Annotated in this window: 13 protein-coding genes; 9 read left to right on the top strand and 4 right to left on the bottom strand. The window is 45.3% G+C overall.

What is annotated here, in order from left to right; all coding sequences use genetic code 11:
• Positions 1-147 precede the first annotated feature (147 nt).
• The gene (gene mrcB / locus BA1DRAFT_RS20385) at positions 148-2,604 is read right to left on the bottom strand and encodes a bifunctional glycosyl transferase/transpeptidase (protein ID WP_036783149.1); all 2,457 of its coding nucleotides are present in this window, start codon (positions 2,602-2,604) and stop codon (positions 148-150) included.
• A 91-nt stretch (positions 2,605-2,695) separates the two neighbouring features.
• Positions 2,696-5,134 carry an ATP-dependent helicase HrpB gene (gene hrpB / locus BA1DRAFT_RS20380; RefSeq protein WP_036783146.1) on the bottom strand — a complete coding sequence of 813 codons (2,439 nt, stop codon included), beginning with the start codon at positions 5,132-5,134 and terminating at the stop codon, positions 2,696-2,698.
• A gap of 92 nt (positions 5,135-5,226) precedes the next feature.
• On the opposite strand from hrpB, the gene sfsA reads away from it, so the two are divergent.
• The 8 genes from sfsA (at position 5,227) to panD (ending at position 12,064) form a co-directional block, all read left to right on the top strand.
• Complete coding sequence (sfsA, locus tag BA1DRAFT_RS20375) at positions 5,227-5,934, top strand: DNA/RNA nuclease SfsA (RefSeq protein ID WP_036783144.1); 708 nt, start codon at positions 5,227-5,229, stop codon at positions 5,932-5,934.
• Positions 5,935-6,254: 320 nt separating this feature from the next.
• Entirely contained in the window at positions 6,255-6,710 is a 456-nt protein-coding gene (gene dksA / locus BA1DRAFT_RS20370) for an RNA polymerase-binding protein DksA (RefSeq protein WP_011145244.1), read from the top strand.
• A gap of 61 nt (positions 6,711-6,771) precedes the next feature.
• Positions 6,772-7,659: a tRNA glutamyl-Q(34) synthetase GluQRS gene (gluQRS, locus tag BA1DRAFT_RS20365; RefSeq protein WP_036783141.1), complete on the top strand. Its 888-nt coding sequence runs from the start codon at positions 6,772-6,774 to the stop codon at positions 7,657-7,659.
• A 294-nt stretch (positions 7,660-7,953) separates the two neighbouring features.
• Positions 7,954-9,312, top strand: a complete 1,359-nt coding sequence (pcnB, locus tag BA1DRAFT_RS20360) for a polynucleotide adenylyltransferase PcnB (protein ID WP_110087219.1) — start codon at positions 7,954-7,956, stop codon at positions 9,310-9,312.
• Positions 9,313-9,317: 5 nt separating this feature from the next.
• Complete coding sequence (gene folK / locus BA1DRAFT_RS20355; RefSeq protein ID WP_036783152.1) at positions 9,318-9,833, top strand: 2-amino-4-hydroxy-6-hydroxymethyldihydropteridine diphosphokinase; 516 nt, start codon at positions 9,318-9,320, stop codon at positions 9,831-9,833.
• Between the two features lie 70 nt (positions 9,834-9,903).
• Positions 9,904-10,695: a 3-methyl-2-oxobutanoate hydroxymethyltransferase gene (panB, locus tag BA1DRAFT_RS20350; protein ID WP_036783135.1), complete on the top strand. Its 792-nt coding sequence runs from the start codon at positions 9,904-9,906 to the stop codon at positions 10,693-10,695.
• Between the two features lie 54 nt (positions 10,696-10,749).
• Entirely contained in the window at positions 10,750-11,604 is an 855-nt protein-coding gene (gene panC / locus BA1DRAFT_RS20345) for a pantoate--beta-alanine ligase (RefSeq protein ID WP_036783133.1), read from the top strand.
• A gap of 79 nt (positions 11,605-11,683) precedes the next feature.
• Positions 11,684-12,064 carry an aspartate 1-decarboxylase gene (panD, locus tag BA1DRAFT_RS20340; protein WP_036783129.1) on the top strand — a complete coding sequence of 127 codons (381 nt, stop codon included), beginning with the start codon at positions 11,684-11,686 and terminating at the stop codon, positions 12,062-12,064.
• Positions 12,065-12,199: 135 nt separating this feature from the next.
• Here the strand turns inward: panD and BA1DRAFT_RS20335 are convergent, their stop codons facing one another.
• Both BA1DRAFT_RS20335 and BA1DRAFT_RS20330 read right to left on the bottom strand, forming a co-directional pair.
• The gene (locus BA1DRAFT_RS20335; RefSeq protein ID WP_036783126.1) at positions 12,200-12,970 is read right to left on the bottom strand and encodes an ABC transporter permease; all 771 of its coding nucleotides are present in this window, start codon (positions 12,968-12,970) and stop codon (positions 12,200-12,202) included.
• Positions 12,967-13,893 carry an ABC transporter ATP-binding protein gene (locus tag BA1DRAFT_RS20330; protein WP_036783123.1) on the bottom strand — a complete coding sequence of 309 codons (927 nt, stop codon included), beginning with the start codon at positions 13,891-13,893 and terminating at the stop codon, positions 12,967-12,969. The genes BA1DRAFT_RS20335 and BA1DRAFT_RS20330 overlap by 4 nt, the downstream gene beginning before the upstream one ends.
• Positions 13,894-14,080: 187 nt before the next feature.
• Between BA1DRAFT_RS20330 and can the strand changes: the two genes are divergently transcribed.
• Positions 14,081-14,734: a carbonate dehydratase gene (can, locus tag BA1DRAFT_RS20325; protein WP_036783120.1), complete on the top strand. Its 654-nt coding sequence runs from the start codon at positions 14,081-14,083 to the stop codon at positions 14,732-14,734.
• The last annotated feature ends 117 nt before the right edge of the window (positions 14,735-14,851 follow it).

The raw sequence follows: 14,851 nt of genomic DNA, 5'->3' as shown, positions 1-14,851 counted from the left end.
GCAGCCAACAAAGAGGCAACTTGAAAGATAACGGGTATAAAGTCGAAAAGATAATGGTTCGGTATGTTTGGAAAGCCGTTAAACTCAGAAAATAAAAACGCTGACCATAAAGATCAGCGCTTTGTCATTTATATCATCAAGTATTTATTATTGACCAAACATCTCTCGCAACCAGCCCGGTGCTTCTTCTTGCTGTTGAACCGGTGCTGATACCGCTGTTTGCTGGCACAAACTCTGTGGATCATAAGTCCAAACCGGTAATGTTCGCCAACCACTGCCACTACAGCTAAAGCTGCCATCCTGATTAACCGCCATATCGACAATGCCTTCCGGTGGAATATTATTCAACATCAGCGGCGTCTGATTTTCCAGATAACGGCGATACACATTCAACGCCCCTGTAGCACCGGTCAGATTGGTCGGGTCGTTGTTATCGCGGCCAACCCATGCTATCACCACCTCTTTACCATCGATTCCGGCAAACCAGCTATCACGCAGATCATTGGTGGTACCCGTTTTACCCGCCAGATTATAACGACCAAACTTAGCGTTCAGAGAACGAGAAGTTCCATTCGCCACCACCTGCTGCATACCATATAGCGTCAGATAAGCCGCCTGAGCCGGTACAGCCCGTTCAGCCTGTGGGTAACTCTGATATATCACGGTACCATCCTCCGCGATGACAGAACGTAACGCGGAAAGCGTCGCACGGTTGCCGCCACTCGCCATTGTCTGGTATTCCTGCGCTACTTCTAACGGCGTCAAGCTAAGAGAACCCAGTAACATGGCCGGAACCTGTTGAATCACTTCCTCCGGTACGCCAAGCCGAATCAATGTGTTGCTGACATGATCAAGACCAACCGCTAATCCAAGGTTCACCGTAGGAATATTCAATGAATTTGCCAGCCCATCTATCAACATGACTCGCCCACGGAAACGACGGTCATAATTTCTCGGTTCCCAAACCTTGCTGTTCGGCTGTTTTACCGCAAGAGGTTCATCCGCCAGCCAGGTATTCAACCGATATTGATCCGGCTCGCTCAATGCCGCCAAATAAGTCGAAGGTTTCGCCAGCGAGCCAATTGAACGACGCGCCATCATCGCTCGGTTAAATCCAGCATACTGAGGTTGAGAACCACCAACCATCGCTCTGATTTCACCACTGATACGATCGACAACCACCATTGCCCCTTCAAGGTCAGCAATTTTGCGGGTTTTTCTCAGGTTGGCAATTCCCTCTTCTACCGCGTTTTCAGCCGCATCCTGAGATACCGGGTCCAAAGTAGTGAAGATTTTTACGCCGGACAGATCATTTACTCGATCCCCCAGTCGGTCCTGCAATTCTTTACGAACTAGCTGCATAAACGCCGGTTGTGGGGTAATAACACCACCTTTCGGTTTTACCCCCAGTGGACGAGCACTCAATAACTTATAAAGATCTTCATCAATAATTTGCTGGTTTTGTAACAGCTTGAGCACCACATTACGACGCTGGAGAACGAGTTTAGGATTACGCCACGGATTATAGAGTGAGGCCCCTTTCACCATACCGACCAGCAACGCCTGTTGATCTAAACTCAATTCATCCACTGGACGACCAAAATAGTAGAGGCTCGCCAGCGGAAATCCTCGGATCTCCCCATCACCACTTCGGCCTAAATAAACTTCGTTCAGATACAGTTCGAGAATCCGATCTTTGCTGTAACGATAATCCATCAGCACCGCCATATAGGCTTCATTGGCTTTGCGCACCAAAGTACGTTCATTGGTCAGGAACAGGTTTCTCACCAATTGCTGCGTCAGGGTACTTCCCCCCTGAACCGTACGCCCGGCAGTCAAGTTAGCCAGTGCTGCACGCCCAATGGAAAGAATACGGATGCCATCATGTTGATAGAAATGGCGATCTTCCGTCGCCAGCAAAGTGTTAACCAATAACTCCGGGAAACCAGAACGTGGCACAAATAACCGCTGCTCCCCATTGGGGGACTGCAACATGGTAATCAGCTTCGGATCAAGACGGAAGAAACCAAACTGACGCTGGTTTTCCAGATTTTCGATCCCCGCCAAGCGGTTATCGCTGAAAGTCAGCAGAGCGTGGATCTGCCCCTCTTTGCTATCAGGGAAATCAAACGGACGGCGCAACATTTCAATGGTTTCACCTCTGACAGAAAACTCTCCGGGACGGGTAATTTTTGTTACCTGGCGATACTGCATCCCTTCCAGCAGATGTACCATCTCTTTCTTACTGTAGTTCATGCCCGGTTCAAGATTGACCATGCGACCATAGACTGCCGCCGGTAACTCCCAGACTTTTCCATCAATGCGATCGCGGATTTTGGCATCCAGATAGACACCATAAGCCGCCAGTATTACGGCAAAAATAATAAATATCTTGAATAACAACCAGAACCAACGCCACTTTTTCTTAGGTGGGCGAGAATACATTCCTTTCGTTGTCATGGGTTGATCCTCTTCATCATCGTAGTCATCATCTTCATAGCCAATATCATCATCCAACCTATATCGCCTTTTTAATGGCCGTTTATGGCGAGATACCCCTTTTTTGCCTTTACGTCCAATTGGTTGACGATCTTCACCAGACATTCCAAAATTCTCCAAAACCGCTCAGATTCTCTTATTGGGTTTTCATATTTTTTAATGAATTTATTCGCCTGCAAAAAATTGCTAAATTCTATTACGAATATTTTTTTGTCCGCCGAGTCGGTACCGTATTTGCCGGATCATCCGGCCATAAATGTTTTGGGTAACGCCCTTTCATCTCTTTTTGTACTTCACGATAGGAGCCTTGCCAAAAAGCAGCCAGATCCTGCGTGATCTGCAATGGCCTTTGGGCTGGCGATAATAGTTCAAGCACCAGTGTTACCCGCCCTTTTGCCAGAGAGGGGCTTTGCTGCTCGCCATACATTTCCTGCATCCGAACAGATAATACCGGTGGTTTATCACTGAAATAACGAATTGCTATCCGACTGCCGGTAGGAACAGTGTAATAAATAGGCAGTTCATTATCCAGACACTGTTGTTGTTGCCAATCCAGCAAGTTTTCCAACACCGGCAACAAATCAATCTGTTTCAGCCCTTTCAAATCACGCACGCCAGTAAGGAACGGCATCAACCAATCATCAAGAGAAGCCATTAATGCATCATTATCTACTGCCGGCCACTGCATTTCGGGCAACCATTTAGCCGCACATTGGATACGGATGCACAACTGAATTGCCGCAAGTGACCAGTTCAGTTCATGTAATCCCTCACTGCGTAACCAGTTTAGCAGAGCCTGTTGTAATTGCTCATCTGAAGGCTTTGTCAATCGTTGGGCTTTTACTGTCAAGCTGCCACATTGCAACCGCTTCCAAGCCTGTAACGTCCCTTTGTTATCATCCCATTCAACAACACTCTGCTCGCTGAATAAATTCGGTTGTTGCTGTATCAGTGGTTCAATATCCAAAGGACAAGCCAGCAAAATACGCGCATCAGGATTCCTGCTGTTTTGTAATAATGAAGGAACCACCAGCCACGATTCGCCAGATAACTTTTCTTCATCATCGATTATCGTTCCCAGACCATTCGCCAGTTGAAAACGCCCTCCCTTATCCCGATTTTTGGCTATTCTGTCAGGAAAACCTTGGGCTAATAGCGGTGCGGCAAGTCCGCTGTCTGGCTCACCAAAATGATCGCCCATATTTCTAGCTAACTGCTTTGCCCGCCGTAACCAATGAGCTTGTCGCTGCTCAACCCAGTACGTGATATCCGGCTGACCACCACGGGGCGGTTCCTCCAGAATCGCGCTCAACATAGCGGCAGTTGCCAACATGTCGGCCCCTTGTTCCAATCCTGCACATAACATCGCAGCCAAGCGCGGATCACTACCGGATTCCGCCATTTTTCTGCCTCTGGACGTTAACTGACCATTGTTGTTAACTGCACCTAACTGTAATAACAGCGATTTAGCCACCGCCAGAGCTGCCGCAGGGGGAATATCCAACCAGTGCAATTGGGAGATATCATGGCACCCCCACTGCAATAAGGAGAGCCATAAGCTACTGAGATCAGCATTCAGAATTTCAGGTTCACTATGTTCTGCCGCTCTTTCTGCCTGTTCTTGACTGAATAGGTGCCAACAAATTCCGGCTTCCAATCGGCCTGCTCGACCCGCTCGTTGTGTCATAGAAGCTTGACTGATGCGTTGAGTGATCAGGCGAGTCAGCCCATTTTTAGGTTCAAAACACGTTGTGCGTTCAAGGCCGCTATCAACCACCAACCGGATACCTTCAATCGTTAAGCTGGTTTCCGCAATGTTAGTCGCCAAAACAACTTTACGGCGTCCACATGGTGAAGGTTCGATCGCTTTTTGTTGCTCAGCCAATGACAACGCACCGTATAACGGGCACAAATCGGTGTCCTCAGCAACTTTCCCGCTAAGAAACCCAAATACCCGTTGAATTTCTCCGCTACCCGGCAAGAACAACAGCATAGAACCTTGCTCCTGTTGGAGTAACCGCAATACAACGGTAGCTACACTCTGTTCAAAAGGTTGATGAGCAGGCAAATGACAATAATGTCTGGTGACAGGAAAGCTTCTCCCTTGAGAAGTCACCACTGGCGCATCAGGTAATAAAGAACAGAGCCGCTGATTATCCAAGGTAGCTGACATGATCAAAATTCGCAGATCATCCCGCAGACCTGCCTGTACATCCAGCAACAACGCCAGCGCCAAATCGGCCTGCAAACTGCGCTCATGAAATTCATCCAGAATCACCAGAGAAACCCCTGTCAGCATGGGATCTTGCTGCAACATACGGGTTAGAATGCCTTCCGTTACCACTTCAAGGCGAGCGGTTGTACTCACTTTCGTTTCTGAACGCATCCGGTAACCCACCGTCTGCCCAATATTTTCATTCAGTTGAGCTGCAAGGCGATTAGCAACACTGCGAGCGGCAATCCGCCGTGGTTCCAACATTATGATACGTCCAGAAAAATCGGCTTTTTTCAGAATCTCCAATGGCAAAACTGTCGATTTCCCGGCACCCGCCGGAGCATGAAGCAGGACCTGTTGTGAACTTTTCAACGCACTCAGGACAGGCTCGACGACCTCATATACAGGCAATAAAGACACAAACACCCCATACAAAGAAAGTTAACTTTCAACCGTCGGCATTGTAGCATTGCCCGCTTCAATCTTATGCCATCAGTCATCAAGGAGTTTTTATGGAATTCCATCCACCCTTACAATCTGCCACGCTAATTCGTCGTTATAAACGCTTCCTGGCTGATGTCATCACACCGGAAGGCGAAACACTGACCATCCATTGTGCCAATACGGGCGCAATGACCGGCTGCGCGACACCGGGAGATACGGTTTGGTACTCCACCTCTGATAATCCCAAGCGTAAATACCCCAACAGTTGGGAATTAACAGAAACGCAGGATGGTCACTGGATTTGCGTCAATACGCTCAGAGCAAATGATTTAGTCGCTGAAGCCATTGCAAAAAATGCTATTCCAGAATTTTCTGAATATAAAAAAATCAGTCGCGAAGTGAAATATGGCGAAGAGAACAGTCGGATAGATCTGTTATTACAGGCAGAACAACAAGTTAATTGCTATATTGAAGTGAAATCAGTGACGCTTCTCCAGGAAAATTGTGGCTATTTCCCTGATGCTGTTACGACCCGCGGGCAAAAACACCTACGGGAATTGCAGCACATAGCAGAACAAGGGCAAAGAGCGGTTTTGTTCTTTGCGGTTTTGCATTCCGGCATCAGGCAGGTCGCGGCGGCGGCACATATTGATCATAATTATTCATCTCTTTTGGAACAAGCGCGAAATTCTGGGGTCGAAGTTATCTGTTACCAGGCCAACATGACAGGAAAAGGGATGATTTTAGGCGATAAGTTAACTTTTGTACTAAAATGATTAATTTATCGATTTATACCCTATGGATTTCAAGATGCATCGCGACGGCAAGGGAGCGAATCCCCGGGAGCATAGATAACTATGTGACCGGGGTGAGCGAGTGCAGCCAACAAAGAGGCGACTTGAAAGATAACGGGTATACCTAATTATTTGCAGCCAAGTTGTACAAGGTGTAAAGGCATGCAATACATTTGCTTCCACACCATTGTGAAACTAATGGCAGGAACAATTGCCAACCCATGCTCCATCTGCTATTTATAGCGGCCTGTTTTTTTCCCCGCTAGGGGTTTGTTTGATAGTGCGTGTGTAGGAGAAGTATTATGCAAGAAGGGCAAAAACGTAAAACCTCGTCCTTAAGCATTCTCGCCATCGCTGGGGTAGAACCTTACCAAGAAAAGCCAGGTGAAGAATACATGAACGATGCCCAGTTGGCGCATTTCAAGCTAATTCTTGAAGCATGGCGCAATCAACTCAGGGATGAAGTAGATCGTACTGTATCTCATATGCAAGATGAGGCAGCGAACTTCCCTGATCCAGTTGACCGTGCGGCGCAGGAAGAAGAATTCAGTCTTGAATTACGTAACCGCGATCGTGAGCGTAAATTGATTAAGAAGATCGAGAAAACCCTGAAAAAAGTCGAAGATGACGATTTCGGTTTTTGTGAATCCTGTGGCATTGAGATCGGCATCCGTCGTTTGGAAGCCCGTCCAACCGCAGATTTGTGTATTGATTGTAAAACTCTGGCCGAAATCCGTGAAAAACAGATGGCTGGCTAATTAATGGTGTTCCGAATACGGCGTCTTCATGACGCCGTATAAACAACTCCACTGATCCCATATGATAAAATCTGAACGTCCCCACTCTTATATTGGGCGTTTCGCCCCATCACCTTCTGGCGACCTGCATTTTGGTTCATTAATCACTGCCATTGGCAGCTATTTGCAAGCCCGCGCTTGTCAGGGAAAGTGGCTGATACGTATCGATGATATTGATCCGCCCAGAGAAGTTCCCGGTGCTGCCGACCGTATTCTTCACGCGCTTGAGCATTACGGTTTACATTGGGATGGTGAAATTCTCTATCAATCTCAACGCCATGAGGCTTACCGTCATATCCTTAATCAATTGCAACAACAAGGCTTAAGCTATTACTGCACTTGTACCCGTCAACGCATTCACCAGACTAATGGTTTTTATGATAGAAACTGTCGTGAATTAAATTTGCCCGTTGATCATGCAGCAATTCGATTCAAACAGCGTCATCCGATTTACGGTTTCGAAGATAAGTTGCAAGGATATCTGAACGCCGATCCGATCATGGCTGAAGAAGATTTTATTATTCACCGTCGTGACGGTTTATTTGCCTATAATTTAGTGGTTGTTATTGATGATGATTACCAAGGGGTGACCGAGGTGGTAAGAGGGGCTGATTTGATCGCACCAACCGTCCGTCAGATGGCGCTTTATCAGCAGTTAAATCTGAAAATACCTGACTATATTCATTTACCACTCGCTCTGAATAAGGATGGCAATAAACTTTCCAAACAGAATCATGCTCAGCCGATCCCATTGGATGATCCCCGGCCATTACTGATTGAGGCATTATCTTTCCTTAATCAACCTCTCATAGAAAACTGGCAAGATCTTTCTCGTGATCAATTGTTGAAAAAAGCAACAGAATGTTGGGAGCTGGACCGAATTCCACGACAAGGTAAAATACATAGATAACGTGAATAAAGTTACGGTTAGTCATAACAACCATTCTCAAAAAATACACAGTAGGCTATGATTAGCCGCTGTTTTTATTTGTTTTATATGATTAGTTACTTATCGAGGTGTACCATTTTTAACCGAGTAGCAAATTTCTGCCGTAACTTATTGATCCGCGAAGGGAAAACTAACCGCGAACCACAGGCAGCCAGTGAAGGATCAGTCACCGGATCTAATCGTTCTACTCAGGAAGAGTACGTAACTCTTCACTCTAATCGCCAAAACCCTTATCAATCTTCATCCAATGTGGAAATGCAAAGGAAGGTTGAACAGGAGAATCCTCATCCTGACTCATTAATAACGATAATTCCACGGGAACAACATAGTATTTCCCGCAGAGATATCAGTGAAAATGCACTGAAAGTTCTTTACCGTCTGAATAAATCCGGCTTTGAAGCCTATCTGGTTGGCGGTGGCGTCCGTGATTTATTGCTCGGCACGAAACCGAAAGATTTTGATATTGCCACCAATGCAACGCCAGAACAGGTACGTAAGCTATTTCGCAACTGCCGTCTGGTTGGACGCCGCTTCCGTTTAGCTCATATTATGTTTGGTCAGGAAGTGATTGAAGTCGCAACATTCCGTGGTCCACATGAACAAACGGGTTCCGGTGATAAAAATCAGTCACAACAAGCACAAAGCGGTATGCTACTGCGGGATAACATCTTCGGATCAATTGAAGAAGATGCTATGCGCCGCGATTTCACCATAAACAGCCTCTATTACGGCATCAATGATTTCTCTCTGCGTGATTATGCCGGTGGTCTTCATGATCTAGAAACCGGTGTTATCCGCTTGATTGGCGATCCTGAAACTCGCTATCGAGAAGATCCAGTAAGAATGCTGCGTGCGATCCGCTTCGCCAGCAAACTAAATATGACCATCAGCGAAGATACCGCCGAACCGATTTCTCGCTTGGCTTTTCTGCTGAGTAATATTCCACCAGCCCGCCTGTTTGAAGAATCGCTAAAACTTTTACAAACCGGTCAAGGCTACAGCACTTATCAACTTCTGCGCGAGTACCGCCTATTTCAACCACTTTTTCCATTGGTTCAACGCTATTTCACCGAAAATAACGACTCGCCAATGGAACGTATGGTCAATCAGGTTTTGAAGAATACCGACTTCCGGTTACAGAACGATAAACGGGTTAATCCGGCGTTTTTGTTCGCCGCGATGCTCTGGTATCCACTGGTTGAGCATGCGGAAAAGCTGTCCCAAGAAGGTGGTCTGGCTTACTACGACGCTTTCGCATTGGCTATGAATGATATTTTGGATGAGCAATGCCACTCCATTGCTATTCCTAAGCGCCTGACAACCATCATGCGTGATATCTGGCAATTACAGTTACGTCTGCCACGCCGTCATGGTAAACGGGCAAATAAGTTGATGGAGCACCCTAAATTCCGTGCTGCCTACGATTTGCTGGAACTCAGGGCCAATGTCGAAAACCGCAATGAGCTAAAAGAACTTGCCCATTGGTGGGGAGAATTTCAGCAAGTCAATGCATCACAGCAACGACATATGATTTCCGAACTGGGCAGTGAGATTGTCCGTCGTCGTACACGGCCACGCCGTCACTATAAACCAAGACTAAGCAGGAACGGCTGATAATGATGGCTCGTGTTTACATCGCTGTTGGCAGCAATCTGGCAGAACCTATGCAGCAAGTAAAAAATGCACTTGCTGCATTACGGGATTTACCGGAAACAGAATTTATTGCCTGCTCCTCACTGTATCGTACTAAACCGATGGGGCCGCAGAATCAACCTGATTTTCTGAATTTAGCCGTCGCGCTGGAGACCACGCTAACACCGGAAGAACTACTCAATCACACTCAGGCGATTGAACTGGCTCAGGGGCGGGTAAGAAAAGATGAACGCTGGGGGCCAAGAACACTTGATCTGGATATCATGCTATTTGGCGATCTGGTGATTAATACCGAACGCTTGACACTGCCTCACTACGGACTAAAACAACGCGAATTTATGCTCTACCCGTTAGCTGAAATTGCCCCTGATCTCATATTTCCTGACGGGGAAGCTTTATCTGAAAGACTAAAACATATTCCAGAAAACGGCCTGGAGCTCTGGCTGCAACCGCAGTCCTCTGATTCTAATCATTACATATAAGGATCTCAGTTCAGTCCGTGGCCGATTTCTGTACATAACAAGAAAAATTGCAGGAGAAGGAAGATAGATAATGAAACCAATAACCATGACTGATCTGAATCAGCTCAAGAACGAAAAACGTAAATTCGCAACTATTACCGCTTATGACGCCAGCTTTGCCCACCTGTTTGCCGAGCAAGGTATCGATGTCATGCTGGTGGGTGACTCACTGGGTATGACAGTGCAAGGGGCTGATACCACCATTCCAGTGACAGTTGAAGATACTGTCTATCACACTCGTTGCGTCCGTGCCGGAGCACCTTATACTTTTATTATTGCCGATATGCCTTTCATGAGTTATGCCACACCAGAGCAGAGTTGTGAAAACGCGGCTAAGCTTATGCGTGCTGGCGCTAACATGGTGAAACTTGAAGGCGGTAGCTGGTTATACGATACCATTAGTATGCTTACCGAGCGTTCTGTACCCGTTTGCGCTCATTTAGGGCTAACTCCGCAGTCAGTTCATATTCTGGGCGGCTATAGAGTGCAAGGACGTGATGAAGAATCAGCGAATCAATTGATAAAAGATGCCATTACCTTAGAAAAAGCGGGCATACAACTGCTGGTGCTAGAGTGCGTCCCCGTTGATTTGGCTAAACGTATCACCGATGCATTACAGATCCCGGTAATCGGTATTGGCGCCGGTAATGTGACTGATGGGCAAATTTTAGTGATGCATGACGTGCTAGGCATCACAGTAAGCCCGCCTAAGTTTGTGAAAAACTTCCTTGAAGAAGCGGGAAATATACCTGATGCCATCCGCCTATATAAAGAGCAAGTAGAAAGCGGCGCCTACCCAGGTAAAGAACACTCATTTTATTAATAAATTACCCTTTGTTAGCCCGAAGGCTGCAAACATACTAAGGAGTATTAAGCAATGCTGATTGTCGAAACCGTACCGATTCTACGCCGTGAAATCCGCCGCTGGCGTCAGGAAGGAAAACGCATTGCACTGGTGCCAACAATGGGTAACTTGCACGATGGCCATATGACATTAGTCGATACAGCCAAAGGGCAAGCAGATATTGTGATTGTCTCTATTTTCGTCAATCCGATGCAGTTTAATCGTCAGGATGATCTGGCAAGATATCCCCGTACTTTACAGGAAGATTGCGAAAAACTTCATCAACACGGTGCCGATCTGGTATTTGCTCCTGCCGATAAGGAAATATACCCTAACGGTATGGAACATCAGACTTATGTTGAAGTTCCTGGGCTTTCTACCATGCTGGAAGGGGCCAGTCGTCCCGGTCATTTCCGTGGTGTGTCAACCGTGGTGAGCAAACTGTTCAATTTGGTACAACCCGATTTGACCTATTTTGGCGAGAAAGATTTTCAGCAATTACAACTTATTCACCAAATGATTGACGACCTGGCTTATGACATTACGCTAATCTCAGTACCTACTGTGCGCGATAAAAATGGCCTGGCTCTCAGTTCACGTAATAACAATTTAACAGCCGATGAACATCGAATCGCCCCAGAACTCAGCAAGATCATGCGATCTATCGCTGAAAAAATGGCACAAGGTGAACGTCACACAGAACAAATGCTTACCCAAGCTGCCGAACAGCTACGCGAAGCAGGTTTTGTACCTGATGAGTTGTTTATCCGTGACGCCGAAACATTGGCGCCGTTAAATACCGAAAGTAAAAAAGCGGTTATTCTGATGGCTGCTTGGTTAGGGCAGACCCGTTTAATCGATAATCAACAGATAGACTTAATGCAATAATCGCCGTTGTATCAGGCGTTATTGATGCAGGAAAATAAAATAACAGATTCTAAGTTGTCATCGAATCAGGAGAGAAACCATGTTGCGCACGATGCTACAGGGGAAATTGCACCGGGTGAAAGTCACTCAGGCAGATCTACATTATGAAGGTTCCTGTGCAATTGATCAGAATTTTATGGATGCTGCCGGTATTCTGGAATATGAAGCTATTGATATCTATAACGTGGATAACGGCGAGCGTTTTTCCACTTATGCTATCGCCGCTGAACGTGGTTCTAGAATAATTTCAGTTAATGGCGCGGCCGCACGCCGTGCGGCGGCAGGTGATAGGCTGATTATTTGCTCATATGTACAAATCCCTAATGAAGATGCCTGTCATCATAAGCCTAATATCGCTTACTTCGACGGTGATAATATTATGAGCCGTATAGCTAAAGCCGTGCCAGTTCAGGTAGCTTAAATATTAATTTAAGCGCTCAATAATGGGTAGGTTGTGAAGACATTGCAGTTGTGAAGACATTGCAAATGCATTTCCCCTACCCATTCATCACTACTTACATAACAAAAGAATCTACAATATAAGTCCTTTCTACAATTAAGTCCTTAATCCCCGCCCTGTTTCAATTAAATACCAGGCAGTAAGATAAAAAATCATAATAAATGCAGTCAAAACACTTAATGTAACTATCAAAGAAACATCAGTAATTCCCAGGAAACCATAACGAAAACCACTAACCATATAAACGATCGGGTTAAGCTTGGAAACCGCCTGCCAAAATGGGGGTAATAATGTCAATGAATAGAACACCCCGCCAAGATAGGTCAATGGCGTTAATACGAAGGTCGGAATAATGCTGATATCATCAAATGTCTTAGCAAAAATCGAATTCAGCAAACCACCTAGTGAGAACAAAATAGAGGTCATCAATAACGTGACAACAATCATCCACCACGCATGAATATGAAGCGGAACAAAAAATAGAGAAACCAATGTCACCAAAATACCGACGCAAACACCACGGGCAACACCACCACCAACAAAGCCCACAATAACTATGTGTGTCGGAACCGGCGCTACCAATAATTCCTCAATACTGCGCTGGAATTTCGCGCCAAAGAAAGAGGAAGAAACATTGGCATAAGAGTTAGTAATCACCGCCATCATAATCAGGCCAGGGACAATAAACTGCATATAATCGACGCCGCCCATTTCTCCAATACGCGAACCAATCAAGCTACCGAAGATAATAAAATAGAGCGACATGGTAATAACCGGCGGTAATAAAGTCTGTACCCAAATACGCCCAAAACGGGTAATTTCTTTAATCCAGATAGTTTTTAGCGCCACCCAGTACAACTGAATCATTTACGATCTCCTTGCTTGTTATTCACCAAGCTGACAAATAACTCTTCCAGACGGTTCGCTTTATTGCGCATACTCAGAATATGAATACCCTGAGCACTTAATTGGGTAAATACACTATTTATTCCCTGACCGCGTTGAACATCCACTTCCAAAGTAGAGGCATCCAGCAACCGATAATCATATCCTGCCAGTTCAAGAGTTGGGTTTTGCGTCGCCAGATCGAAGAAGAATGTTTCAGACTCCACCCGACTGAGTAAATTTTTCATACTGGTATTTTCCACGAGTTCACCATGCTGGATAATACCAATATTACGGCACAGCATTTCTGCTTCTTCTAAATAGTGAGTCGTTAGAATAATTGTCGTTCCCTGAGCATTCAGTTGTTGCAAAAAACTCCACATAGAGCGACGAAGTTCAATATCAACACCGGCGGTCGGTTCATCAAGGATCAATAACTTAGGCTGATGCATCAAAGCACGTACAATCATCAGACGTCGTTTCATCCCCCCAGACAAACGAATCGCTCGTTGATTACGTTTTTCCCACAGATCTAACTGCGATAGATAAGTTTTCGCTCTGGCTTGCGCCACTTTTCGCGGTACACCATAGTAACCAGCCTGATTGAGAACAATCTGCAACACCGTCTCAAACGGGTTAAAATTAAATTCTTGCGGAACAAGACCTAACTGGCGTTTAGCATTCACAATATCAGTATCAATATCATAGCCAAATACCTTAACCTTACCGCTGCTTTTATTTACCAGAGAGCTAATAATGCCGATTGTGGTGGACTTCCCTGCACCATTCGGACCCAATAATGCGTAGAAGTCTCCAACTTCCACATTCAGGTCTATCCCACGCAGCGCCTTAACACCATCAGTGTAAGTCTTAGTAAGCTGCGTTAACTCCAATGCATAAGTCATAAATTACAAAACACCTTTATTATCTGGTCGCCTTTGCGTGTAATGTGGAAACATAATGCTCCTTTTCTGCCTGACTTGCTTTGCAAAAACAGCAGAAAGATTAAAAACAAACAGCAACAAAATATTAAAATTTCAATTGATGTTGTATATGATTCTATCTTAAAGAAACACTACCAGGCTATGAATCATGATGAAAAAAATAGAAGAGCTGCTTGCCAATAACAAGCAGTGGTCAGAATCGGTTAACGAAGAAAACCCAAATTTTTTCAAAGAATTAGCAAAAGCACAAAAACCTCGATTCTTATGGATTGGCTGCTCAGACAGCCGGGTGCCAGCAGAAAAACTAATTGATGCCGCCCCCGGTGACTTATTTGTTCACAGAAACGTGGCAAACCTGGTTATTCATACTGACTTAAATTGTCTTTCAGTTATTCAATATGCGGTAGACGTACTGGAAGTTGAACATATCATTATCTGCGGACACTACGGTTGTGGTGGTATCGAAGCCGCAATTGATGGCACCGAACTGGGATTGATTAACAACTGGCTGCTACATATCCGCGATCTTTGGTATAAGCACAGTTCTATGCTAGGTGAGTTACCTCCCAATGAACGCCTGAACCGTCTGTGCGAAATTAACGTTGTTGAGCAGGTATATAACCTTGGTCACTCAACGATTATGCAAGCAGCATGGAAACGAGGCCAGAAAGTGATGATCCACGGTTGGGTTTACGGTATCCATAATGGTCAATTGCAAGATCTGGAAGTCACGGCTGACAGCCGTGAAAAACTGGAACTTGCCTATCGCCAGACAATATCCAAACTGACGAATAAGAGGTGATTTTTCTAAGCTACTGATAAAATACGCTGTAGAAAAGGTTATATTTAACTTTTTCTATAGTGTAATTAAACGAAGATTTTCAATTTATAGATTATAGATTATAGATTATAGATTATA

The sequence above is a fragment of the Photorhabdus aegyptia genome (assembly GCF_000612035.1).
Classification (GTDB): domain Bacteria; phylum Pseudomonadota; class Gammaproteobacteria; order Enterobacterales; family Enterobacteriaceae; genus Photorhabdus; species Photorhabdus akhurstii.
This window is presented reverse-complemented; position numbering and strand designations above follow the sequence as displayed.